Genomic DNA, 24,036 nt, shown 5'->3' with positions numbered 1-24,036 from the left:
GGCGACCCCGTTGGTGGCCGGCTAGCCCTTACTCCTCCGTTATTCAATTCTTATTAGCATATGCAACGTAGACATTTCCTTCAGACGACGGCCGCCGCCACCGTGCTGCCCACCTTACTCGGCGGCCTGCCCATCAGCACCTACGGCTTCTCCCCCGAGTTCCTCGAGCTCACCGGCAGCGCCACCCAAACCGACCGCGTGCTCGTGCTCATCCAGCTCATCGGCGGCAACGATGGCCTCAACACCATCATCCCCCTCGACCAGTACACCAACCTGCTGCGCGCCCGCCCCAACGTGGCCATCGCTCAGAACCGCGTGCTGCCCCTGCGCGCAGCCACCGGCATCCACCCGGCCATGGCCAAGGTCAAGAACCTGTTCGACAACGGCCAGATCGGCATCGTGCAGAACGTGGGCTACCCCGACGCCACCGGCTCCCACTTCGACTCGACCGACATCTGGACCTCGGCCACCGACTCGAACGTGCTCAACTCCTCGGGCTGGGGCGGGCGCTACCTCAACAACGAATACCCCGGCTTCCCCATCGGCTATCCCAACGCCCAGGCCCCCCACCCGCTGGCCATCACCATCGGCTCGGTCGTGAGCAACGTCGTGCAGGGCCCAGCCGTGAACATGGGCATGGCCATCAACAGCACCTCCTCCTTCCTGCAACTGCTCACCGGCGGCGTCGACACGGCCCCCAACACCCCGGCCGGCCACGAGCTGACCTTTATCCGGCAGGTGGTGCGCCAAACCGAGGTGTACGTGACGGCCATCCAGCAGGCCGCCGCCCGGGCTCAGAACCTGTCGCCCCTCTACCCGACGGCCGGCGAAAACCCGCTGGCCGACCAGCTCAAGATCGTGGCCCAACTGGTGGCCGGCGGCCTGCAGACCCGCGTCTACGTCTGCAGCCTCGGCGGCTTCGACACCCACGGGGCCCAGGTGGATGGGGGCGATGGCAACACCACGGGCGAGCACGCCAAGCTGCTGGGCTACCTCTCGGGGGCCCTCGACGCCTTCCAGGACGACCTGCGCCGGCTGCGGGTGCAGGACCGGGTGGTGGGCATGACTTTCTCCGAGTTCGGCCGCCGTATCCTGTCTAACTCGGCCAACGGCACCGACCACGGCGAGGCCGGCCCGATGATCGTGTTTGGCACCAGCGTCAACCCCATCATCCACGGCCCCAACCCCACCATCCCCGACGAGCCGACCTTCTTCGAGAACCTGCCCATGCAGATCGACTTCCGCGCCATCTACGCCAGCATTCTCAAGGACTGGTTCCAGGTGCCGCAGACGCTCATCAACACGCTGCTGCCCTCGCGCGTGGGCCAGTTCCCCTATGTGCCCGTCATTCGCCAGGGCACGGTCACGGGCTCGACGCCGGCGGCGGAGCTGGAAGTAGCCGAGTTCAGCGTGTTCCCCAACCCGGCCCAGGACCGGGCCACCTGCACATTTGAATGCCAGGGGGGCCACGTGCAGGTGGTGCTCCGCGACGTGGTGGGCCGTGAGGTGCGCCGGGTGGTGGACCGGGCGATGCCGCGGGGCCAGTGTCAGGTACCGGTGGACGTGAGTGGGCTCAAAGCCGGGCTCTACTACTGCCACGTGCGCGAGGGACAGCGCGTGAGTGCCCGCAGCCTCTCCGTCCTCTAACTACCGGATCTGCCCGGCCCACGCGGCAGCGGCAGCGGAACTGCTCCTCGATACAAGCCCTTGAGGGTCGCCACCTGGCCTTCAAGGGCTTGTTGCTTATGGTGCATGATTAAACGCCAGTCGTTTATTGGTGGTACATCAACCCTACCCTCTTCGCTGGCTACACACGCCGCTACTTACGGATCAAGAGCGTGGGCGCTTCTTCGTTTTAATCCGAGAGTATATTAGAAAAATTCTATTATTTTAGAATTATTCCGGTAGCAATGTGACTTGTTTTTTATCATGAATATAATTTTTTATATTATTCAAATAACACACTTGTCATTTTCTCATAAGTGCACAGATAATTCTTGATGCATAGAATTGCTAAGGAAACAAACCCACTTAGAATTATTATTAGAAATGGCACAAGCTGCTATTGCGAATGTAAACTATAATCCCTTCCTTACAAGCTATTTATAAATCCGCCTTTAATTGCACGTTTTCTCAATTAATCCAATATTTTAACGCCTATGGACCGCAGAGCTTTCCTCCGCAAACCGGTGGCACCCGTGGCAGCCCTTCTCGAACAGCCTGCGATGGGCGGAGACCAGCCACTGGGCAAGGGTGAAACCATTAGCAAGTTCGCCAACAAGGAACTGCCGACCGCACCGCGCTCTCTAGCTGGAATAGCCCCCTACGCCGGCCCCTGGGGCCCAGTGCAAGCGGGCCACTTGCTTCGACGCGCTATTTTTGGCCCCACCCGCAACGAAATTAATACCGCCGCCGGTCAATCACTCACGCGAGTCCTCGACGGCCTGTTCACCGCCCCCGGCGTACCGCCCCCCCCGGTCATGGGCTTCTCGGGCGTACCCAACCTGCCCGTAGGTTCCGAGTTCGTGACGGGTCCCGATGACGATGAAAATGGTTTTCTAACCCGAAACTCCATTCGGTCGTGGTGGGTGGGGCACATGCTACAAAACACGACGATTGTGGAGAAGATGACCCTGTTCTGGCACAACCACTTCGTGACCGAGTTCGAGGGCATCGCCGACAGCCGCTTCAGCTACCGCTACGTAGCCTTGTTGCGCGAGCAGGCCCTGGGCAACTTCAAGCAACTGGCCAAAGACATGACCATCGAGCCGGCCATGTTGAGCTACCTTAACGGCACCGACAACTCGGCCGACGCCCCCAACGAAAACTATGGCCGCGAGCTGCTCGAGCTCTTTACCATCGGCAAAGGCCCCATCAGCGGCCCCGGCAACTACACCACTTACACCGAGTCGGACGTGCAAGCCGCCGCCCGTGTACTCACTGGCTGGCAGTACTCGGAGGAAAACATCAACAGCTTCTTCACCAACAGTCGCCACGAACCCGGCCCGAAGCAGTTCAGCAGCGCCTTCGGCAACCGGGTCATCACCAACCAGGGCGACCAGGAATACAAGACCCTGATCGACCTGATCTTCGACCGGCCCGAAACGGCCGCCTTCCTCGTGCGCAAGCTCTACCGCTGGTTCATCTACTACGTCATCGACGCCACCACCGAGGCCAACGTGATCCAGCCCCTGGCCGCCCAGCTCCGGCAGAACGGCTACAACGTGGCCCCGGTGCTGCGCACCCTGCTGGCCAGCGAGCACTTCTTTGATGCCGTCAACATCGGCTGCATGATCAAAAGCCCCATCGATTTCGCCATCGGCGCGGCTCGGCAAATTCCCGTCCCCTTTCCCCCAGACTCGGAGTTAGAGGCATTATATAATTCCTGGTATTGGCTAGTCGACAGCACGGAGAGAATGCAACAGTACATTGGCGACCCGCCGAACGTGGCGGGCTGGTCGCCCTACTGGCGAGCACCGCAGTACTACGAGATCTGGATTAATGCCATGACCTTGCCCGAGCGTAACATCTACACCGACGCGCTAATCTATGTAGATGGCCTGGGTATCGACTTCCCGAATGGCAGCTACACCCTCCGGATGGAGGTTATCGAGTGGGTGCGAAGCCTGCCTGCGGCCACGGCAGCCGACTGTAACCTGCTGATTAACGAAGTCATCAAGCTGCTGCTGGCCTTCCCGCTGACGGCCAACCAGGTGGCGGCCCTCAAGAGAACGCTGCTCGGCACCCTACCCGATTTCGAGTGGACCGTCGAGTGGCAGGCCTTTTTGGCCGATCCGACCAACGAGGAGACGCGCATGGCTGTCGATAATAAGCTGCGAGCCTTGGTACGCCAAGTCATGGGCATGGCCGAATATCACTTGGCCTAAGGAGCAACGGATAAGGGCCGGTTTGGCAGGTTTCCCGCCAGCGGCCTGCTAGCACGTCAACCACTCGCCACTTAACTATTACATTAATTATGCAACGTAGACATTTTCTTCAGACGACCGCGGCGGCCACGGTGCTGCCTACCTTACTCGGCGGCATGCCCATTGGAGCCTACGGCTTCTCCCCTGAACTCTTCGAACTCACCGGCGGGGCCGCCGAAACCGACCGGGTGCTGGTGCTCATCGAGCTCAGCGGCGGCAACGATGGCCTCAATACCATCATCCCCCTCGACCAGTACACCAACCTGCTGCGCGCCCGCGCCAACGTGGCCATCCCTGAAAATCAGGCCTTGCGCCTGCGCGGGGCCACCGGCATCCACCCGGCCATGGTTAAGGTCAAGAACCTGTTCGACAATGGCCAAATCGGCATCGTCCAAAACGCGGGCTACCCCGAGGCCAACGGCTCCCACTTCCGCTCCGGCGAAATCTGGACCACCGCCGCCGACTCGAATGTGACGCTCAACACCGGCTGGGGCGGGCGCTACCTCAACAACGAATACCCCGGCTTCCCCATCGGCTATCCCAACGCCCAGGCCCCCCACCCGCTGGCCATCACCATCGGCTCGGTCGTGAGTAGCGTGGCCCAGGGACCGAGTATGAATATGGGCATGGCCATTGGCGGCACGTCCTCGTTTTACAACCTGCTCAATGGAGCCATCGACGCGGCCCCTGACACGCTGGCCGGCCACGAGCTGACTTTCATCCGGCAGGTGGTGCAGCAAACGCAGGTCTACGTGACGGCCATCCAGCAGGCCGCCGCCCGGGCCCAGAACCTCTCGCCCCTCTACCCGACAGCCGGCGAAAACCCGCTGGCCGACCAGCTCAAGATCGTGGCCCAGCTGGTGGCCGGCGGCCTGCAGACCCGCGTCTACGTCTGCAGCCTTGGAGACTTCGACACCCACGGGGCCCAGGTAGCCGCGGGCAGCACCACCACCGGTGCCCACGCCGAGCTGCTGAGCCAACTCTCGGTAGCTCTCGACGCGTTCCAGGACGACCTGCGCCGGCTGCGGGTGCAGGACCGGGTGGTGGGCATGACCTTCTCCGAGTTTGGCCGCCGCATCGTCTCCAACTCAGCCAACGGCACCGACCACGGCGAGGCCGGCCCGATGATCGTGTTCGGCACCAGCGTCAACCCCATCATCCACGGCCCCAACCCCACCATCCCAGCCGACACGACCTTCTTCGACAACCTGCCCATGCAGATCGACTTCCGCTCTGTCTACGCCAGCATCCTCAAAGACTGGTTCCAGGTGCCGCAGGCCACCATCAACGCGCTGCTGCCCTCGAGCGTGGGCCAGTTCCCGTACGTGCCCGTCATTCGCCAGGGCACGGTTACGGGCTCGACGCCGGCGGCGGAGCTGGAAGTAGCCGAGTTCAGCGTGTTCCCCAACCCCGCCCAGGACCGGGCCACCTGCACATTTGAATGCCAGGGGGGCCACGTGCAGGTGGTGCTCCGCGACGTGGTGGGCCGCCAGGTGCGCCAAGTGGTGGATCGGGTGCTGCCCCGGGGCCAGTGCCAGGTACCAGTGGACGTGAGTGGGCTCAAAGCCGGGCTTTACTACTGCCACGTGCGCGAGGGACAGCGCGTCAGTGCCCGCAGCCTCTCCGTCCTCTAACTACCCAGCCCCCGGAGCAGAGGCAAGGCAGTGCTCTTTGATACAAAGTCTTAAGAATTGTCTTGCAGCTTTCAAGAGCTTATTGCGCCTGGTGTGGATGTCAGCTCATCCTTAGTGAATTGAGGCGAATAGCTGCCCGCTTCGCCAGCTATGTACTCTGCAGCCCACCTGTCGGGAGAGGGTTGCTTTTTCGTCCTAACCCGGGCTGAGGGCTGCCTAGGAAAAGAGTAAATCATTTAGCATTATTTCATTAAATCTTGCAGGGAATAATGCATATATTATTTACATCTATTTCACCAAAAGCTCATTATCGATTTTCTTCCAATTGTATTTTTTCTTAATCTTATACCTCAACGCCTATGAATCGCAGAACTTTCCTTCGCAAACCAGCGGCCCCCGTGGCGGCCCTCTTGGAGCAGCCCGCCACAGGCAGCGACCAGCCCCCAGGCAAGGGCGAAACCGTGAGCAAGTTCGCCAACAAGGACCTGCCTGCCACCCCGCGCTCGCTGGCCGGGCTGGCCCCCTACACCGGCCCCTGGGGTTCCCAGCAGGCGGCCCACCTGCTGCGGCGCGCAACCTTCGGGCCCACCCGTGCTGAGATTAATACCGCTGCCGGCCAGTCGCTCACCCAGGTGCTAGATCGTATCCTGACCGTACCAAGCGCACCGCCGCCACCTGTCAATGGCTTCTCCGACGCAGAAATACCGCTGGGCAGCGAGTGGGTGTCGATGTCCTTTGACTCGACGGGCGTCGAGTACTATTTAAGAGAGAGCCTGCGGTCGTGGTGGATCGGGCAAATGGTGCAAAGCACTACGACAGTGGAAAAAATGACGCTCTTCTGGCACAACCACTTCGTAACGGAGTTCGAAGAAGTATTCATTACCCGCCCCTGCTATCGCCATTGGTCCTTGTTGCGCCAACATGCGCTGGGCAACTTCAAGCAACTGGCCAAGGACGTAACCATCGAGCCGGCCATGTTGAGTTACCTCAGCGGCAACTACAACACGGCTGACGCCCCCAACGAGAACTACGGCCGGGAGTTGCTCGAGCTCTTCACCATCGGCAAAGGCCCCATCATCGGACCCGGCAACTATACTACCTACACCGAGGCCGACGTGCAGGCCGCCGCCCGCGTGCTCACCGGCTGGCAGTACTCGGAAGAGGACTTCAGCAGCTTCTTCACCGACTCGCGCCACGACCCGAGTACCAAGCACTTCAGCAGCGCCTTTGGCAACCGCACCATCGCCAACCAGGGCGACCAGGAATACAAGGCCCTGATCGACCTGATCTTCGACCGGCCTGAAACGGCGGCCTTCCTCGTGCGCAAGCTCTACCGCTGGTTCGTCTACTACGTCATCGACGCCACCACCGAAGCCAACGTGATCCAGCCGCTGGCCACCCAGTTCAAGAACAATGGCTACGACGTGGCCCCGATCTTGCGCACCCTACTCGGCAGCGAGCACTTCTTCGATATGGTCAACATGGGCTGCATGATCAAAAGCCCGGTTGATTTCGTAGTCGGCACCGTCCGGCAGCTAGCCGTCGCCCTCCCGCCCGAATCCAATATCGAGGGGCTATACTACTCCTGGGATTGGATGTCGGAAAGTACCGATAGAATGCAGCAGCTACTCGGTGACCCGCCCAACGTGGCGGGGTGGGCCGCTTACTGGCAGACCCCGCAATACTACGAGATGTGGATCAATGCCACGACGCTACTGGAACGTAGCCGATACACTCAAGCGCTAATCAGGCAGGATGGCTATACCTTCAGCTATCCTACGGGCCGGCACACCCTCAGGATTGACGTCATTGCCTTCGTGCGGAGCCTGCCTGCCGCCACCGCCTCAGATTGCAATCTGATGATTGCGGAGCTGAACCAGCTGCTGCTGCCCCTCCCGCTCACGGCCAGTCAGCTAGCCGCTCTCAAAACTGAGCTGATAGGGACCCTGCCCGATTTTGAATGGACCGTGGAGTGGCAGGCTTTTCTGGCCGCGCCAAACGATATGACCATACGCAACGCCTTGGAAACTAAGCTTCGGGCCTTGGTGCGTCAGATCATCAATATGGCTGAATATCATTTGTCTTAATGGTTAGATGGCTAAATGGTCGCTTGGCTGATTTCTCTGAGAAACCAGCCAGGCACCGCATAGCAATTCAACAACCAGCCACTTAATCATTAAAATAACCATGAAACGCAGACATTTCCTTCAAACCACCGCCGCCGCCACGGTGCTGCCCACGCTGCTGGGTGGCATGCCCATCGGGGCTTATGGATTTTCGCCCCAGTTGTTCGAACTCACGGGCGGCGCCACCAATACTGATCGGGTGCTGGTGCTTATCGAGCTCAGCGGCGGCAACGACGGGCTCAACACCATCATTCCCCTCGACCAGTACACCAATCTGATGCGCGCCCGCCCCAACGTGGCCATCGCCCAGAACCGCGTGCTGACGCTACGAGGCGCCACGGGCATTCACCCGGCCATGGTCAAGGTCAAGAACCTCTTCGACAATGGCCAGATTGGCATTGTTCAGGACGTGGGCTACCCCGAGGCTAATGGCTCCCACTTCCGTTCTTTTGATATCTGGGCTACGGCGGCCGACTCCGACGTGACGCTTAATTCGGGCTGGGCCGGGCGTTACCTGGATGGTGAGTATCCCGGCTTCCCCATCGGCTATCCCAACGCCCAGGCTCCCCACCCGCTGGCCATCACCATCGGCTCGGTCGTGAGCAACGTCGTGCAGGGACCGGCCGTGAACATGGGCATGGCCATTAGAAGTACTACCTCCTTTCTGCAACTGCTTACTGGCGCCGTCGACATGGCCCCCAACACGCCGTTCGGCCATGAGCTGACTTTCATCCGGCAGGTGGTGCAGCAAACGCAGGTGTACGTGACGGCCATCCAGCAGGCCGCCGCCCGGGCTCAGAACCTCTCCCCCCTTTACCCCGCAGCCCGCCAGAACGCGCTGGCCGATCAGCTCAAGATCGTGGCCCAGCTGGTGGCCGGCGGCCTGCAGACCCGCGTCTACATCTGCAGCCTCGGCGACTTCGATAACCACAGCGACCAGGTGGATGGAGCCAATGGCAACACCACGGGCGAGCACGCTACGCTGTTGGGCAAGCTCTCAGTAGCCCTCGACGCGTTCCAGGACGACCTGCGCCGGCTGCGGGTGCAGGACCGGGTGGTGGGCATGACCTTCTCCGAGTTCGGCCGCCGCATCGTCTCCAACTCAGCCAACGGCACCGACCACGGCGAGGCCGGCCCGATGATCGTGTTTGGCACCAGCGTCAACCCCATCATCCACGGCCCCAACCCCACCATCCCAGCGGACACGACCTTCGTCGACAACCTGCCCATGCAGATCGACTTCCGCTCTGTCTACGCCAGCATCCTCAAAGACTGGTTCCAGGTGCCGCAGGCCACCATCAACGCGCTGCTGCCCTCGAGTGTGGGCCAGTTCCCGTACGTGCCCGTCATTCGCCAGGGCACGGTTACGGGCTCGACGCCGGCGGCTGAACTGGAAGTAACTGGCTTCAGCGTGTTCCCCAACCCGGCCCGCGAGCGGGCCACGGCCACGTTTGAGTGCCAGGGGGGCCACGTGCAGATGGTGTTGCGCGACGTGGTGGGCCGTGAGGTGCGCCGCGTGCTCGACCGGGCGATGCCCCAGGGCCAGTGTCAGGTGCCGGTGGACGTGAGCGGCCTCAAGGCCGGGCTTTACTACTGCCACGTGCGCGAGGGACAGCGCGTGAGCGCCCGCAGCCTCTCCGTGCTTTAATAACCGGATAACCGCACCGGCCACGACCGCGAGGCACCAGAGGTGAACGCCTCTGGTGCCCAAGCGGGCCGGACGGCTCAGAAATATGATCCAAGCCCTTGAGGATCGCCTTATGGCCTTCAAGGGCTTGTTACACAAGATGCTAGCGGCCGCAGACTTGGGCCGCCGCAATAAAACCGCAGCAGCGCGGGCAGTTGGTTGGTGGGCCGGCCCATGAGCAGAACAAGCAGAATAGAAACGACGGCTGTCGTTGCCCAAGCTGGTGGGCCTCCACGCCGCCCGGAGGAGCTGGGTGCTATCAACGACGGGCTGATGATCCGACGGAGTTACTGAGGTGGAAGATGGCGCGACCGGAGAAGTTCAAAAAATACGGCGGGGCCTTACGCCTCAATGCGTAAGTTTGCGGTCAATTTGCGATGCGGGTGCTCCCGTGCCGCAACGCGCCCAACCCGCTCGTTCATGCTGACTGCCGTTCTGCTTTTCCTCCCGCTTGCTGCCGCTGTACTGCTGTACTTCACTAAGGGAGCTGCCACCCGCGCCCTGGCCCTGGGCGCGGCCCTCCTCGAATTTGGTTTGGCCGCCTACGCGGCGTTTGCCTACCAGGCCCACGGCTCTGAATTTTTCAACCTCAACTACGCCTGGATTCCCTCGGCCGGCCTCAATTTTCACATTGGCCTCGATGGGCTGAGCTTGCTCCTGGTGCTGCTCACCACCTTTCTGGTACCACTCATTCTGCTGGCGGCTTTCAAGCGCGACTACGACAACCCCGCGGCCTTTTACGCCCTGGTGCTGTTCATGCAAACGGGCTTGCTGGGGGTGTTTGTCTCGCTCGATGCCTTCCTGTTTTATTTCTTCTGGGAAGTGGCCCTGATTCCGATTTATTTCCTGGCGGGGGCCTGGGGCGGGGAGCGGCGAATTGCCATTACGCTGAAGTTCTTTTTGTACACCGTGGTTGGCTCACTGTTCATGCTGGCGGGCTTCGTGTATCTGTACCTGCAAACCGGCCCGGCCGCGAACTCCCTGGCGGCTCATTCTGCGGACTTAGCCGCTTTCTATGGCCTGAAGCTCAGCGCGTCGGAGCAGTCGTGGCTATTCTGGCTGATTTTTGCGGCCTTCGCCGTGAAGATGCCCATCTTCCCGTTTCACACCTGGCAGCCCGATACGTACACGGAGTCGCCCGCCCCGGCTACCATGCTGCTCTCGGGCATCATGCTGAAAATGGGCGTCTACGGTACCATGCGCTGGCTGCTGCCAATCGTCCCGCTGGGTACGAGTCAGTGGGGCAAGCTGGTTATCATCCTGGCCATTATCGGCATTATCTATGGTGCCGTCATTGCCATTCGGCAGCGCGACCTGAAACGGCTCATTGCATACTCGTCGCTTTCCCACGTGGGGCTGATGGGCGCCGGGGTGTTTTCGCTCACTCAGATTGGCTTGCAAGGGGCGGTCATCCAGATGCTGGCCCACGGCGTGAACGTGGTGGGCATGTTCTTCGTGGCCGACGCCCTGGAGCGCCGCACCGGCACCCGCTACATTCCCGATTTGGGCGGCCTCACCCGCCGCACGCCCGTACTCTCGGTGTGCTTTTTAGTGATGTTGCTGAGCACCGTGGCCCTGCCCCTGACGGGCGGCTTCGTGGGGGAGTTTCTGCTGCTGGGGGGCGTGTACCAATACAACGCCTGGGCGGGCGCCATTGCCGGCCTCACCATCATTTTCTCGGCCGTGTACTTGCTGCGCATGTTCCAGCGCGTGATGCTGGGGCCTGACTCGACTTTCTCCACCACCATCACCGACCTGACCGGCGGGGAGCTGCTAGTGCTGGGGCCACTCATCGCGCTGGTATTCTGGCTGGGCCTGTTTCCGAATACCTTCCTGCAGCTCTCCGAGCCGGCCGTAACTTCTATCCTGGCGCTGGTTGGGCGTTAATAGGTGGTGCTTGGTTATTGGTGCTTGGTGCTTAGAGCCTGGTGCTTGGTTGTTGACGATTGGCTTTGATATTGAAATAGTGGGGCAGCGAAGGCCTCTTATCTACCAAGCACCAACACCCAAGCACCAACACCCAAGCACCAAGCACTAACAACCAGGCACCAAGCACTAAAAAACACTATGATCTCTATCATTCTTCTCTCGGTCTTCGGCATCCTTAACTTGTTCCTGGGCTTTTTGCGCTCGAATAAGGTGCTGCTGCCCGGCGCCATGCTACTGCTGCTGGCCGTGTTGGGGGCCAACCTGGCCGACTGGAGCGTGCTCCCCGCCCCCCAGTCCTACTTCAACAACATGCTGGTGGTCGACAACTACACGGTGGCCTTCACCGGTATTGTGCTGCTCACTACCATCGTGCTGTTGCCTTTCTCGCGCAGCTACGTGCTGGCCGGCGAAGCCAACCTGGCCGAGTATTATGCCCTGCTGCTGTTTTCGCTGGTGGGCGCCATCATGATGGTCGGCTACGACCACCTGCTGATGCTCTTCGTAGGCATCGAGATCCTGAGCGTTTGCATGTACGTGCTGGCCGGCTCGCGCAAGCGCGACTCCCGCTCGAACGAGGCGGCCCTCAAGTACTTTCTGATGGGGGCCTTCGCCACGGGTATTCTGCTCTTCGGGATTGCGCTACTCTATGGCGCTACGGGCACCTTCGTGCTCTCGCAGCTGGCCGCGGCCATTGCGGCCCCGGCTAACGTCAGCCTCGCGCCCATGCTTTACATCGGCATTCTGCTGATGATTATTGGCATCGGCTTCAAGGTATCGGCCGCGCCGTTCCACTTCTGGACGCCCGACGTGTATGAGGGCACGCCCACCTTCTTCACCGCGTTCATGAGCACCGTGGTGAAAACGGCTGGTTTTGCCGCCTTCCTCAAGCTGCTGGCCGTGGCCCTGCCCACGGCCCAGGGTTTCTGGCTGCCCACCATTCAGGCCATGTGCGCCCTCACCCTGCTGCTCGGCAACGTGGGGGCCGCCGCGCAAACCAGTGCCAAGCGCATGCTGGCCTACTCCAGCGTGAGCCACGCCGGCTACCTGCTCATTGGCCTCGTGGCCAGCCAGGGCCGCCTCACCGGCCCCGCAGCTAATGGTATTTTCTTCTACTCCCTGGCTTACTCCATCGCAACCATCGCCGCCTTCGGGGTACTGAAGCTGGTCGCCGAACATCGCCAGCGCGACGACTACGCCGGCCTTAACGGGCTCGGCAAAACCAACCCCCTGCTGGCCTTTACCATGACGGTAGCCATGCTCTCGCTGGCCGGCATTCCGCTCACGGGCGGCTTCTTTGGCAAGTTCTTTTTGCTAGCCGCCGCGGCCGAGCAACACAACATCGGCCTCGTCGTTTTCGCCGTGGTTATGAGCATGGTGGGCCTGTACTACTACCTGCGCCCCCTGATTGCCATGTACCTGCGCCCAGCCGAAGAAGATGCTACTCTGGTGCCGGTTGATGGCATTCAAACGGCGACCCTGGCCCTGCTGGCCCTGCTCACGCTGGTGTTGGGCATTGCCCCGGGTTTCCTGAGTGGACTGCTGTAGCCGCGGGCTTTGGTAAAGCGCCCCGAACGTTAGCCCGTTAATGTAACCCTTCCCTGCGATGTTTATTCTCCCGAAGCAGCGCGACCGGATACGCTGGGTCGTTCTTTTCTCGGCCCTGTTCAGCAGTTGCGTCGCGAAGCCACCCCGGGAAAAGGGCACTTTTAAGAACTCGGATTTAGTCGAACTGATTAAGCTCGATCCAACCATTAAGCTGGATATCCGGTACGCTACCAGCAAAAACCTGGCGGGCCGACCAGTTTACACCGAAGCCCGCGCGTTTCTGCAGCGCCCGGCCGCCGAAGCGCTGAGCCGGGCCAACAAGGCATTGGAGCTCCTTGGCTATCGGCTCCTGGTATTCGATGGGTATCGCCCCTGGAGCGTAACCAAAATATTCTGGGATATAACTCCGGCGACCGGCAAGCAGTTTGTTGCCAATCCGAAGAAGGGCTCACGCCACAACCGCGGCTGCGCAGTCGACGTGAGCCTTTACGAAATTGCTTCCGGGAAAGAAGTCGCGATGCCCGGCGAGTACGATGAGATGAGTGAGCGCTCCTACGCCAGCTACGCGGGTGGCACGCCTCAGCAACGCGCCCTGCGGGACCTGCTCAGAAGCAAAATGGAAGAAAACGGGTTTACCGGTCTTGACGCCGAGTGGTGGCATTTCGACTATAAAGACTGGAAATCCTACCGCATTCAGAATATCCCTTTTAGCCAACTATAGCGCGCTCAACTCTAGGTTATTGCCCGGCAGCTCAGCATCGCCCCTGCGCCAGTGCCCCTGCTGGCGCGTCTGGGACACGTAGCACGAAAGACTCGGGTCCGAACCGCTCACGGCGCGTTTGAAAAAGTCGAGCCAGTGGGCAGCGCGTCACCGACGCGCGCCAGCAAGAGGCCACAAAGCAGCGAGGCTCGTTTGGGCCTCTCAGGTTACGGATTGGTCGACCACATCCCGGCTTCTTTGATGAAGATGCGGCGGTTCAGCTTCAGTTGGGCCACGATGAACTCGGCCAGATCTTCGGGCTGCATCACCTTGTCGGGGTTGCCGTCGGTGAGCTTGTTTTCCATCGCCAGCGGGGTGGCCACGGTGCTGGGCGTGAGGGCCGACACGCGGATGTTGTGCTTACGGACCTCCTGCATCAACGATTCGGTGAGGCCGAGCACGGCAAATTTGGAGGCGCTGTAGGCACTGGTGAGAGCGGCCCCACGCTGCCCGGCCGTGGACGAAATGTTGATGATGTCGCCCGCCTGACGTGCGATCATGCCCGGCAATACTGCCCGGGTGGCGTAGTACGTGCCCATCAGGTTTACCTGGATGATGTGCTCCCACTCGGCGGGCTCCAGGTCCAGGAACTTGCCAAAGGTGGCAATGCCGGCGTTGTTGATGAGAATGTCGACGGGCCCCAATTCCCGCTGAATGCTGGCCACGGCCACGTTTACGGCCGTGCGGTCGGCCACATCGGCTACGGCCGTGGCGGCGGTGCCCCCGGCAGCGATGATTTCGGCGGCCACCACTTGCAGGTCGTTATCGGTACGGGCCACCAAGCCCACTTTCACTCCTTCCTGGGCGAGCGCGAGCGCTACCGCGCGGCCGATGCCTTTGCCCGCGCCCGTGATGAGGGCCGTTTTTCCTTGCAGAGATTCCATGTGGAAATCGAATTAGTGGAGATTATACCGGCGTACAACCCCCAAAAGCGCGTTGGGTTATGAGGTGCAAGCTTATTTCCGGAAGCGACGGGGCCGGGCGCCAACCGCTTATTGCTGCTAATGCAGGTTCATCGTGAAGTTGCCGTGCATAATCCAGTCTTCCCACCTCCGGCGGTAAGGGGCCACTTTGCCGCGCAGGTATTTTTCGATCAGCAGGCCGGCGGCCGGGGCGGCGCTGGTGCCCCCAAAGCCACTGTTTTCGATGAATACGGCAATGGCAATCTTGGGGTCGTTCACCGGGGCGAAGGCGGCGAAGGTCGCGTGGTCGAAGCCGTGGGCATTCTGGACGGTGCCGGTTTTGCCGGCCATGGTAATCCCAAACTCCGCTAGCGAAGCCAGGTAGCCCGTACCGCCCCGGCTGTCCACCACCAGCTGCATGCCGGGGATGACGTACTTAAACAGGGTTGTGTCGACGGCGGTGTAGTGCCGCTCCTGGAACTGCGGCAGCGGCCCGCCGCTGCCAATGCCGCGCACGAAATGCGGGGTGTAATAATAGCCGCGGTTGGCAATGATGGCCATCAGGTTGGCCATCTGCAAGCCGGTAATCCCAATCTCGCCCTGGCCAATGCTGAGCGAATACACCGATTTGAAGTTCCAGTGGTGGTAGCCGCGCCGCTTGTCGTAATACTCCGGCGAGGGAATGAGGCCCCGCTTTTCCTGAGCCACGTCCACCCCCAGCTTCTCGCCTAAGCCAAACGATTTCACCATCTTCTGCCACTGGCCCAGGCCCAGGCGGGCGTCCTCGAACTTGTTGCGCGACAGCCCGCGCATCACGGCAGCCCGCATTACCTGGTAGAAATAAGGGTTGCAGCTATTCTTGATGGCCAGGCTCACGTTGGCCGGATACTCGTGGCGGTGGGTGCACTTCACCAGCGTCTGGTTGCACTCGAACCCGGTTCCGGGGCGGACCACCCCTAATTGCAGGGCGACCAGCTCGTTCACCAGCTTAAATACCGAGCCCGGCGGGTAGGTGGCCATCAGCGGGCGGTTGAACAGTGGGCGGTCCGGGTTCCGGAGCAGGGCCATGTAGCGGTTGCCCGAGCCCTTGCCCGTCAGCAGCTTCGGGTCGTAGCTCGGCACCGACACGAAGGCCAGGATTTCGCCGGTCTTGGGGTCGAGGGCCACGATGGAGCCGCGCCGGCCCGCTAGCAGCTTCTCGCCGTAGGCCTGGAGCTCGGTGTCGATGCTCAGGTGCAAATCTTGCCCGGCCACCGAGAGCGTGTCGAACTCGCCGTCCCGGAACTTGCCCTTTTCGATGCCGCGTACGTTCACCATCTTGTACTGCACCCCGCGCCGGCCCATCAGGGTTTGCTCGTAATAGGCTTCCAGGCCCGAAATGCCCACGTTTTCGCCGGGTTGGTACTTGGCGTACTTCGGCTTTTCCAGAAACGCCGGGGTGATGGCGCCCACGTAGCCCAGGGCGTGAGCCAAGTTGGGCGTGCGGTAGACCCGGGCCATGCGCGCCTGCAGCCGAAACCCCGGAAAATCCATCAGCTTATCCAGAATCGACCCCATCTCGGGCGTAGTCAGATTCTGGACCAGCGGCGAGGCTTTCACCCGGGAATACTTTTTGGCGGCCAGCAGCCCGGCGCGCAGGTCCTCAATCGGGATTTGCAGCAAGGCGCAGAAGCGGGCCGAATCCAGCTGCTTCACCTCGCGGGGCACCACCATCAGGTCGTATACGGGGGTATTCTGCACCAGCAGCTGGTCCTTCCGATCGTAAATCAGGCCCCGGTACGGAATCTGGACCAGGCGTTGGAGGGTGTTTCGGTCGGCGGCCAGCTTATACGTTCCATCCAGTACCTGCATGAAAAACAGGCGCGTGAGGAAAATCAGCGCCACCACCAAAAAAATGCCTTGCACCACGTATTTGCGGCCTTCCAGGTATTGCATAACGTACTAACGCAGGCTTCGCTACGTCAAGTATCCGGGTTTATTTAGAACAACAAGCGCGCAGGGTAAAGGCGGCATACGCTTCGAGGACATTTCTTAAGTCATCATGGCTGACCCGCCAAGGGCTGCGGGCTTACTGCCGGCCGCGCCGCACCGGGGAAAACAGCAGCTGCACAATCAAGAGCGTGAGGCTGGTAAAGAGCGCGCTCACCAGCATTTTGGCCCCGGTAAGGCCCAAATGGCGGAAGCTGCCCAGCTCCAGCAGGAAAAACGTCGCGTGGTGCAGCAGCACCAGCAACGTGAGGTATACGCTAAACCACTGCCAGCCCATTTGGTGCACGTTTACCGTATCGACACTATCGTAGCCGTCGCGCGGGGTGAGCAGCCGTAATACCCAGGGCCGCACGAAGCCCAGCCCCACGGCCGCCGCCGCGTGCAGCCCCCCGGTGTCGTAGAAAATATCAATCGTCAGGCCCATGGCGAAGGACAGCAGCAGCTGCATCACAATAGGCGTGTTGATTGGCAGAAACAGCAAAAAGCCCAGGTATAAAAAGCACCAGCCCAAATCGAACAGCACCAACCGGTGAACGAGCAGCACGTACACGCCCACGTAAATCACGTAGCGAAGCACCTGCACAAGAATGGAACGCAGGCTGCTCATCGGGCGGGCCCTCCTCCTTCCGGCTTCAAGCCCGTGCGGGCTTCTACGGTGTCGCGCTCGGCTTTGAACCGGCTGGTTACCACGTACACGTGGGTGAGGTTGGTAAAATTAACGCTTAGGCGCACCCGCACCGTCCAGAAGTTCTTGTCCGACTCTTTCACGAAAGAATCGATCGTGCCAATGAAAATTCCTTCGGGAAACACCGCGTTGTAGCCCGACGTGACGACGGTGTCGCCCTTCACCAGGCGGGTTTCGCGCAGCACATTATCGAGCAGGGCGTGGGTCGGGTCGTCGCCCAGCCACCGAATGGTGCCGAACGTGCCGTCGCGCTTGATTTTGGAGGCGATACTGGTCCTCGAGTGCAGCAGGCTGGTGACCGTGGCGAAATGCTCGCTCACCACTTTTACCCGGCCCACCACTCCGTCGGCCGCCACTACGCCCAGGCCCGGCCGTACGCCATCGGCGCTGCCCACGTTCAGGGTGAGGTAGTTATCCACATTATGAAGCATATTGTTGATAACCCGGGCCGGAATCAGGGGATAACTCGGGTCGCGGGCCGGCAGGCGCTTCAGGCCCAGGAGCAGTGTATCGGGCCGGGCCGCGGGTCGTCGGTAGCGGATGCGCTTCAGCGAATCGGTCCGGGCCGGGGGCAGCGCCACCGAATCGGCTTCGCGACCAACGGTATCGGGCAGATACAGCTGCTGGCGCAAGCTGGCATTTTCGGCGGCCAATCGTTGGTTCATCTCGGCCAGGTGGAAATAATCGGTTACTTGCGCGCGACGGGCCAGCACCAGTCCGGCATAGGCATTGGCCGAATTAAAAAAAGCCGGTCGCTGATACGAGCTATTGGTAACGAACAAATACAGGCTGATTATTTCCAACAACGCAAATACCAACGCCCCGCGAAAGCGAAATAGAAAGAGAAACAGGTTTCTCATTTGAATTAAAAATTAAGAATTAAAAATTAAAATGGGGGCACACCGCGCCTCTTCGTTGACTCCGGCCCTCATCTTTAATTTTTAATTTTTCATTTTTAATTAAGTTAAAAGCACGCCTTTGAAGGCCTGAATATCCTTAATCGCCTTGCCCGTACCGCGCACCACCGCCCGCAGGGGGTCTTCGGCAATGTGAATGGGCAGCTTGGTTTTGGACGCCAGGCGTTTGTCGAGCCCGCGCAGCAGGGCCCCGCCGCCGGTGAGGTGAATGCCGTTCTGGTAAATATCAGCCGACAATTCGGGCGGCGAAATTTCGAGCGCTTTCAATACGGCTTCCTCGATCTTGGCTACTGACTTATCGAGGGCAATGGCGATTTCTGAGAAAGTTACCTTGATGACTTTGGGGATGCCGGTCATCAGGTCGCGGCCGCGCACTTCGTGGTCGGGCGGCGGCATGTCGAGCTCGGTGAGGGCCGCCCCTACTTCTATCTTGATGCGCTCGGCGCTGCGCTCGCCGATGAGCAGGTTGTGCTGGCGGCGCATGTAATCGAGAATGTCCTGGTTGAAGACGTCGCCGGCGGTTTTGATGGACTGGTCGCACACGATGCCCGACAAGGCGATAACCGCAATCTCCGTCGTGCCGCCGCCAATGTCAATAATCATCGAGCCCACGGGCTGCTCGACGTCGATGCCAATGCCGATGGCGGCGGCCATGGGCTCCTGAATCATCCAGACTTCCTTGGCCCCGGCGTGCTCGGCGGAGTCTCGTACGGCCCGCTTCTCTACCTCGGTAATGCCCGAGGGAATGCAGATCACCATGCGGTGCGAGGGCTGAAACAGCCGGGTCCGCGTGTCAATCATCTTGATCATGCCCTTGATCATCTCCTCGGCGGCGTGGAAGTCGGCAATTACCCCATCCTTCAGCGGGCGGATAGTGCGGATGTTATCATGGGTTTTCTCGTGCATCTGCTGCGCCTGGCGGCCCACGGCGATGACCTTATTCGTGGTGCGGTCCTTGGCAATAATGCTCGGTTCGTCGACCACAATTTTGTCGTTGTGGATGATGAGCGTGTTAGCGGTACCCAAGTCAATGGCGATGTCGCTGGTCAGGAAATTAAAGAAACCCATTGAGTTAAGTGCGATAAGAAGACTCCCGAGCTAGGGCCCGGGCAAAATATTGGGCAAAGGTACGGAAGGTTTGGGCGGCGGCAGAGCATAACTTCCGGGCGGGTGGCCAGGAAATTCATCGGTGTTCATCCCAAGCTCATCCGTTGTTCGGAGTAAGTGCGCCGTTCTTGCCAAATAGGTCGGTCAGGGCGAGCCGGGACGAGCGACGGCGCCTGCTCGCCCCGACCGACCCACCACGCCCCGACCGACGGCGGGCCCTTAGTGTTTAAAGTGCCGCACGCCCGTCAGCACCATGGCCATGCCCAGCTCATCGCAGGCCTTAATGCTGTCCGCATCTTTGATGGAGCCCCCCGGCTGTACCACGGCCCGGATGCCGGCCGCGCCGGCAATTTCGACGCAGTCGGGAAAGGGGAAGAAGGCATCGGAGGCCATTACGGCGCCGTGGAGGTCGAAGCCGAAGCTGCGGGCCTTCTCAATAGCCTGGCGCAGGGCATCCACCCGGGAGGTTTGGCCGACGCCGGAAGCTAACAGCTGCCCGGCGCGAGCCAGAACGATGGTGTTGCTCTTCGTGTGCTTGCAGATTTTACCGGCGAACTCCAGGGCCGCCAGCTCCTCCGCGGTCGGAGCCGACTGGGTTACGGTGCGGAAGTCGGCCGCCGTTTCCGTTTGGCGGTCGGCATCCTGCTCGATCAGGCCGTTGAGCAGGGTTTTGACCTGCTTGGCTGGGAACTGCACGGGCTTCTGGCGCAGCAGGATGCGGTTTTTCCTGCTTTGCAGCGGCGGCAGGGCATCAGCCGCGAAGCCCGGCGCAATCAGCACCTCGAAGAAGAGCTGATTCAGCTCGGCCGCAGTGGCCGCGTCCACTTCTTTATTCACGATGATGACCCCGCCGAAGGCCGAAACAGGGTCGCAGCTCAGGGCCTGCCGGTAGGCGTCGCGCAGAGTAGTGGCCTGGGCCACCCCGCAGGCATTGGTGTGCTTAAGGATGGCGCAAGCGGGGTCCCCGTCGGCAAACTCGGTCATTAGCGCCACGGCGGCGTCCACGTCCACTAGGTTGTTGTAGCTCAGCTGCTTGCCGTGCAGTTGGTCGAAGAGCGCCGCCAGGTTGCCGTAGAAGGTACCGGCCTGATGGGGGTTTTCGCCGTAGCGCAGGGGCGTGGCGGGCTGGGCGCTCAGGCGCAGGGCGGTGCCGGCCACGGCGGTATCTTGGCTGAGGTAGCCGAAAATCTCGGTGTCGTAGTGCGAGGTGGTGGCAAAAGCAGCAGCGGCGTAGTGCCGGCGGTCGTCGAGGTCAGTAGCCCCACTTTTAGTCGTTAGCAATTCGGTAACCGCCGCGTACTGGTCGCGGCCGCTGACGACGAGTACGTCGCGGTAATTTTTGGCGGCGGCCCGCAGCAGGGAGATGCCACCAATATCAATTTTCTCGATCACGTCGGTTTCGTCGGCCCCGCTGGCCACGGTTTCCTCGAAGGGATAAAGATCCACCACTACCAGGTCGATGGGCGGAATGCCGTGCTGCTCGGCCTGAACCAGGTCGCCCTCGTCGTGCCGGCGGTGCAGAATTCCCCCGAATACCTTCGGATGCAGGGTTTTAACCCGTCCGCCAAACACCTCCGGAAAACCAGTCAGATCCTCCACGGCGGTTACGGCGGCCCCTTCTTCCTCCAGGAATTTCTGGGTGCCGCCGGTCGAGTATAGCCTTACGCCGTGCTGCCGCAGCACCTGCACCAGGGGCGCGAGCCGGTCTTTGTGGTACACGGAAAGCAGCGCGGCGCGAATGGGGCGAGACGACATAATAGTTGAAAGCAAGCGAGTGAATAAGCAGGGCACAATTGCCGCCGCGAAGGTACGGCTCCGACTCCGCGAGCTCCTAGTCCGGTCACTACCGAATCGTTACGGCCCCAACCGAACGACTGCCAGGGCCCCTATCCGCACGGTGATGGCCATGGCATAGCTTATTCCTTTCAGCCTCCCTTCCCTCCCGAAGTTTAATTCTCCGAATGCTCAAACGGATCTTCTGCTAGCAGAAGATCCGTTTGAGAGGATTCCATCGAGGAACGCAGAATTAGCATACTATAATAGGGTCAGACAGCACGCCGTTGCCCGGCTCCCCTCCCTCAAGGAGAGATGCTGCCTCACTGGTAGAGCCTCGCAGGGCCGGCCGTAGGAGATTGCACCGGCAGTTCCGGGTATAAATAACCTGTAACTTGTTCACATCCATTTACCAGCCATCGGCCTTCGTTGCTCGAAACGACAGACCAACGGCTACTAGAATGAGTAGACAGCCTATTGAGGCGTTGTCAAAGGACAATCTCATTATCACTTTTTCAACTCATTAAGTATCGGCGCGAGAATGGCTTGGTTAACATACCTATATACTGAGCTTGGCTCGCCTTGATTGATGGTTGCGGTGATGACGGCATCCTGCGCAGGCCAGTAAAAAACAACTGAGCCATAAAAGCCGTCGTGGCCGATGAGCTCCTCGCCCGCCAAAGTCATCTTGTAGATGCCCAAGCCATACTGGGTTCCAGCGACCCACCCGGGAAGGTTGGGGTCTATTGGCACCCAGTCGAACATGGCCTGCTTGGTGACGGGCCGGCTGAAATATGAATTATTTACTATGGCCCGCATGAACTTGTTCAGGTCTTCAGTGGTCGTAATCAGGCCCCCCCCCGCCCAATCAGCTGATATGGCTCTGAAGTTGGTAATGTCAATGTCCTGATAGAAGGAATGTGATACGGCTGCCCTCCCCTGTGGCTGCTCGTAAAACTCCATATACGTGTCGCGCATTTGCAACGGGTCGAAGAGCCACCGGCGGTAAGCCTGGTACAAGGGCATACCCGTCACTTTCTCCACCACCAGGCCCAGTAACTGATATTCTGTGTCAGTATAATTCCACCCCGTACCGGGGGCGAAGTGAGGCTTCAGGTTTTCCTTGTAGAAGTTAATGGTTTCTATGGGCGTCCAGAATTTGTCCGGGTCAGCAAGTATCAAATTAAACATCCGGGGCAGACCGTCAGCTTTGTCGGCTTCGTCCACAAATTCGAAGAGATAATCGCCAATTCCGGAGGTATGGTTCAGCAGTTGCCGAAGGGTGATGTTCCTTCCATAGGATACCCCGTTCAGCACGTGAATATCGTCGATAATGGCGCCGGGCAAGTGGCGCTCCAGCTTATCGTCCAGCGATAACTTGCCTTCTTCGCTGAGTTTGAGCACCAGCGCCGACAAGGTCGTCTTACCGATGCTGGCCGAGCGGAATGGCTGGTCGGGTTTCATCGCCGTTCCCGTAGAGGGGTCGGCCAAACCACTGGCGCCTTTCCAGCGCAGCGACAGCTTGGGCGACTCTACCATTAATGTGGCATTTTGCACCCGTGGGTCGCCTAACACCGCCCGGTCGACGGTCTGCTGTAGAAAGGGACCATAGTCTTTGGGAGGGGTCGGGTCTTTGTCTTTGCTGCAGCCACACAGGACCGCCAGCATAAGGAACAGATACCAGGCCCTCCATTGGGTTGAGAAGGGCTTGAGTTGGCAAGTATTGAGCATGAGTCTTGAACGATTGGTTTTTGGACCAAAAGTAGACTGCTAGCTAAGGGGGTGTCGCCCTATCCGACCGGAGCGGCCATCTTTGTAGGGGTTTGCCGTCCTATCCGATCGGAGCGGCCGTCTTTGTAGGGCGAGCAGGGTGATGTTGGGCGCGGTAGGCGGAAGGTGAGAGTCCAGTAATTTTCTTGAACACTGTATTAAAAGCCGTCTTGGAGTTAAACCCCGCCTCCAAGGCTAGGCCTAATAGAGACAAATGCCCTTTACTGGGATCAGCCAGTCCGGCCTTAACTTCTTCCACGCGGTAGGCATTCACGTAGTCGTAAAAGGACTGGCCCTTTTTATCATTGAGGAGTTGGGACAGGTAGTGCGGAGATATAGTCAGCTGTTCTGCTAATCCAGCTAAAGTGAGCTCGCCGTTCCGGTACAGTTTCTCTTCCTCCATCAGGGTCGTTAACTTTACTAGGTAAGCCCTAGCCTGCTCCTCACTGAGGCCTGATCGTTCGTATTTACGCCCTGCTCTGGGCGCTATGGGAGAGGCCCCCTGATTAGCGAGTACCAGCCCTTCCAATTCAACTTCAACGCGGGCTTGACGGACGCCAAAGAAACTCAGCAGGAAAATGGTCAGTGAACAAAGTAATGCATCGATCTGTTCTGCCCATTCCTGCCCATCGAAGACATTGAAAACCCAAGAAGCCCACAATAGACCACTCATTATCAGTAAATTGCTTAGCCAACGTAATTCACGCTTTTCCACGTTTGAGTACACCGCTCGCACTTTTCGTTGGTGTTGCCTCAATAGAATTACCCCAACCAACAGATAGCCAAAGGTGTGCAGGAAAGCCAGCAGCTCGAATGGGCTCAGGTGCTGACTAGGCGATATCGCGTAAGATTGCTTTAACGCGCCGAGCTTGGCGGGCGCATCCAGTACGTAAAAGGGGAAGAAAGCAGCTAGGCAGGCCAACGAGGGCACCGCGTGCCAGGCGTGGCGGGCCCGGAGTTGAAAGCGTGGTTGGGTAAGCAGCCGAATGTAGAACCAGAGGCAAGGGCCGAGTAAGAAGAGGAATGGGAGAAAGAGTCCGGCTAGGTGCGGCAGCAGGAATATGTACCGGGTTTCAACGAGAAAATCGTTAAATGTGACGAGGGCAAACGCCAATAGGAAGGCGGCCAGCATGAGCTTAGCGGCATTCCGGCGGGCATCAGCCAAAAGGATGCTGGCGAAGAACAGGGCCTGAATGGAGCCCAACAAGTAAAGCAGGGAAGTTACGCTAATGACCGGTTGCATAATCTATGATTGCTTTACTCACCCATACACCTGAGATCAGAAG

At 59.9% G+C, this 24,036-nt stretch carries 16 protein-coding genes; 8 read left to right on the top strand and 8 right to left on the bottom strand.

Annotation, left to right across the window (positions count from 1 at the left end; translation table 11 throughout):
• The first annotated feature begins 60 nt into the window (after nucleotides 1-60).
• The 8 genes from IC235_RS17190 to IC235_RS17155 all read left to right on the top strand — a co-directional run bounded on the left by IC235_RS17190 (nucleotide 61) and on the right by IC235_RS17155 (nucleotide 13,568).
• Nucleotides 61-1,647, top strand: coding sequence for a DUF1501 domain-containing protein (locus IC235_RS17190; protein ID WP_191006433.1), 1,587 nt, complete (start codon nucleotides 61-63; stop codon nucleotides 1,645-1,647).
• Between the two features lie 512 nt (nucleotides 1,648-2,159).
• Nucleotides 2,160-3,887 carry a DUF1800 domain-containing protein gene (locus tag IC235_RS17185; RefSeq protein ID WP_191006432.1) on the top strand — a complete coding sequence of 576 codons (1,728 nt, stop codon included), beginning with the start codon at nucleotides 2,160-2,162 and terminating at the stop codon, nucleotides 3,885-3,887.
• Between the two features lie 89 nt (nucleotides 3,888-3,976).
• The gene (locus tag IC235_RS17180) at nucleotides 3,977-5,560 is read left to right on the top strand and encodes a DUF1501 domain-containing protein (protein ID WP_191006431.1); all 1,584 of its coding nucleotides are present in this window, start codon (nucleotides 3,977-3,979) and stop codon (nucleotides 5,558-5,560) included.
• Nucleotides 5,561-5,919: 359 nt separating this feature from the next.
• Nucleotides 5,920-7,647 carry a DUF1800 domain-containing protein gene (locus IC235_RS17175; RefSeq protein WP_191006430.1) on the top strand — a complete coding sequence of 576 codons (1,728 nt, stop codon included), beginning with the start codon at nucleotides 5,920-5,922 and terminating at the stop codon, nucleotides 7,645-7,647.
• A gap of 100 nt (nucleotides 7,648-7,747) precedes the next feature.
• On the top strand, nucleotides 7,748-9,334 hold the full coding sequence (locus IC235_RS17170) for a DUF1501 domain-containing protein (protein ID WP_191006429.1): 1,587 nt from the start codon (nucleotides 7,748-7,750) through the stop codon (nucleotides 9,332-9,334).
• Nucleotides 9,335-9,793: 459 nt separating this feature from the next.
• The gene (locus IC235_RS17165; protein WP_191006428.1) at nucleotides 9,794-11,260 is read left to right on the top strand and encodes a complex I subunit 4 family protein; all 1,467 of its coding nucleotides are present in this window, start codon (nucleotides 9,794-9,796) and stop codon (nucleotides 11,258-11,260) included.
• Nucleotides 11,261-11,440: 180 nt separating this feature from the next.
• Nucleotides 11,441-12,847: an NADH-quinone oxidoreductase subunit N gene (locus IC235_RS17160; protein ID WP_191006427.1), complete on the top strand. Its 1,407-nt coding sequence runs from the start codon at nucleotides 11,441-11,443 to the stop codon at nucleotides 12,845-12,847.
• 58 nt (nucleotides 12,848-12,905) lie between these two features.
• The gene (locus IC235_RS17155) at nucleotides 12,906-13,568 is read left to right on the top strand and encodes a M15 family metallopeptidase (protein WP_191006426.1); all 663 of its coding nucleotides are present in this window, start codon (nucleotides 12,906-12,908) and stop codon (nucleotides 13,566-13,568) included.
• A gap of 206 nt (nucleotides 13,569-13,774) precedes the next feature.
• Here IC235_RS17155 and IC235_RS17150 read toward each other — a convergent pair whose 3' ends face one another.
• The 8 genes from IC235_RS17150 to IC235_RS17115 form a co-directional block, all read right to left on the bottom strand.
• Nucleotides 13,775-14,491: a 3-ketoacyl-ACP reductase gene (locus IC235_RS17150; RefSeq protein WP_191006425.1), complete on the bottom strand. Its 717-nt coding sequence runs from the start codon at nucleotides 14,489-14,491 to the stop codon at nucleotides 13,775-13,777.
• A 117-nt stretch (nucleotides 14,492-14,608) separates the two neighbouring features.
• Nucleotides 14,609-16,444 carry a penicillin-binding protein 2 gene (gene mrdA / locus IC235_RS17145; RefSeq protein ID WP_191006424.1) on the bottom strand — a complete coding sequence of 612 codons (1,836 nt, stop codon included), beginning with the start codon at nucleotides 16,442-16,444 and terminating at the stop codon, nucleotides 14,609-14,611.
• 133 nt (nucleotides 16,445-16,577) lie between these two features.
• Nucleotides 16,578-17,081, bottom strand: a complete 504-nt coding sequence (locus tag IC235_RS17140; protein WP_317173602.1) for a hypothetical protein — start codon at nucleotides 17,079-17,081, stop codon at nucleotides 16,578-16,580.
• A 20-nt stretch (nucleotides 17,082-17,101) separates the two neighbouring features.
• Entirely contained in the window at nucleotides 17,102-18,043 is a 942-nt protein-coding gene (gene mreC / locus IC235_RS17135) for a rod shape-determining protein MreC (RefSeq protein WP_191006423.1), read from the bottom strand.
• 99 nt (nucleotides 18,044-18,142) lie between these two features.
• Nucleotides 18,143-19,168 carry a rod shape-determining protein gene (locus IC235_RS17130; protein WP_191006422.1) on the bottom strand — a complete coding sequence of 342 codons (1,026 nt, stop codon included), beginning with the start codon at nucleotides 19,166-19,168 and terminating at the stop codon, nucleotides 18,143-18,145.
• Nucleotides 19,169-19,426: 258 nt separating this feature from the next.
• Nucleotides 19,427-20,962: a bifunctional phosphoribosylaminoimidazolecarboxamide formyltransferase/IMP cyclohydrolase gene (purH, locus tag IC235_RS17125; protein ID WP_191006421.1), complete on the bottom strand. Its 1,536-nt coding sequence runs from the start codon at nucleotides 20,960-20,962 to the stop codon at nucleotides 19,427-19,429.
• A gap of 525 nt (nucleotides 20,963-21,487) precedes the next feature.
• A complete protein-coding gene (locus tag IC235_RS17120; protein WP_191006420.1) occupies nucleotides 21,488-22,648 on the bottom strand; it encodes a serine hydrolase domain-containing protein in 1,161 nt (386 codons plus the stop codon).
• Nucleotides 22,649-22,811: 163 nt separating this feature from the next.
• On the bottom strand, nucleotides 22,812-23,993 hold the full coding sequence (locus IC235_RS17115; RefSeq protein WP_223847376.1) for a helix-turn-helix domain-containing protein: 1,182 nt from the start codon (nucleotides 23,991-23,993) through the stop codon (nucleotides 22,812-22,814).
• Nucleotides 23,994-24,036 lie beyond the last annotated feature (43 nt).

The sequence above is a fragment of the Hymenobacter montanus genome, from assembly GCF_014699115.1.
In the GTDB taxonomy this organism is placed as follows: domain Bacteria; phylum Bacteroidota; class Bacteroidia; order Cytophagales; family Hymenobacteraceae; genus Hymenobacter; species Hymenobacter montanus.
This window is presented reverse-complemented; position numbering and strand designations above follow the sequence as displayed.

Excerpts from the sequence above, each read along its gene's own strand:
- IC235_RS17190 (WP_191006433.1), top strand. The coding sequence starts at position 61 with ATGCAACGTAGACATTTCCTTCAGACGACGGCCGCCGCCACCGTGCTG.
- IC235_RS17185 (WP_191006432.1), top strand. The coding sequence starts at position 2,160 with ATGGACCGCAGAGCTTTCCTCCGCAAACCGGTGGCACCCGTGGCAGCC.
- IC235_RS17180 (WP_191006431.1), top strand. The coding sequence starts at position 3,977 with ATGCAACGTAGACATTTTCTTCAGACGACCGCGGCGGCCACGGTGCTG.
- IC235_RS17175 (WP_191006430.1), top strand. The coding sequence starts at position 5,920 with ATGAATCGCAGAACTTTCCTTCGCAAACCAGCGGCCCCCGTGGCGGCC.
- IC235_RS17170 (WP_191006429.1), top strand. The coding sequence starts at position 7,748 with ATGAAACGCAGACATTTCCTTCAAACCACCGCCGCCGCCACGGTGCTG.
- IC235_RS17165 (WP_191006428.1), top strand. The coding sequence starts at position 9,794 with ATGCTGACTGCCGTTCTGCTTTTCCTCCCGCTTGCTGCCGCTGTACTG.
- IC235_RS17160 (WP_191006427.1), top strand. The coding sequence starts at position 11,441 with ATGATCTCTATCATTCTTCTCTCGGTCTTCGGCATCCTTAACTTGTTC.
- IC235_RS17155 (WP_191006426.1), top strand. The coding sequence starts at position 12,906 with ATGTTTATTCTCCCGAAGCAGCGCGACCGGATACGCTGGGTCGTTCTT.
- IC235_RS17150 (WP_191006425.1), bottom strand. The coding sequence starts at position 14,491 with ATGGAATCTCTGCAAGGAAAAACGGCCCTCATCACGGGCGCGGGCAAA.
- mrdA (WP_191006424.1), bottom strand. The coding sequence starts at position 16,444 with ATGCAATACCTGGAAGGCCGCAAATACGTGGTGCAAGGCATTTTTTTG.
- mreC (WP_191006423.1), bottom strand. The coding sequence starts at position 18,043 with ATGAGAAACCTGTTTCTCTTTCTATTTCGCTTTCGCGGGGCGTTGGTA.
- IC235_RS17130 (WP_191006422.1), bottom strand. The coding sequence starts at position 19,168 with ATGGGTTTCTTTAATTTCCTGACCAGCGACATCGCCATTGACTTGGGT.
- purH (WP_191006421.1), bottom strand. The coding sequence starts at position 20,962 with ATGTCGTCTCGCCCCATTCGCGCCGCGCTGCTTTCCGTGTACCACAAA.
- IC235_RS17120 (WP_191006420.1), bottom strand. The coding sequence starts at position 22,648 with ATGCTGGCGGTCCTGTGTGGCTGCAGCAAAGACAAAGACCCGACCCCT.
- IC235_RS17115 (WP_223847376.1), bottom strand. The coding sequence starts at position 23,993 with ATGCAACCGGTCATTAGCGTAACTTCCCTGCTTTACTTGTTGGGCTCC.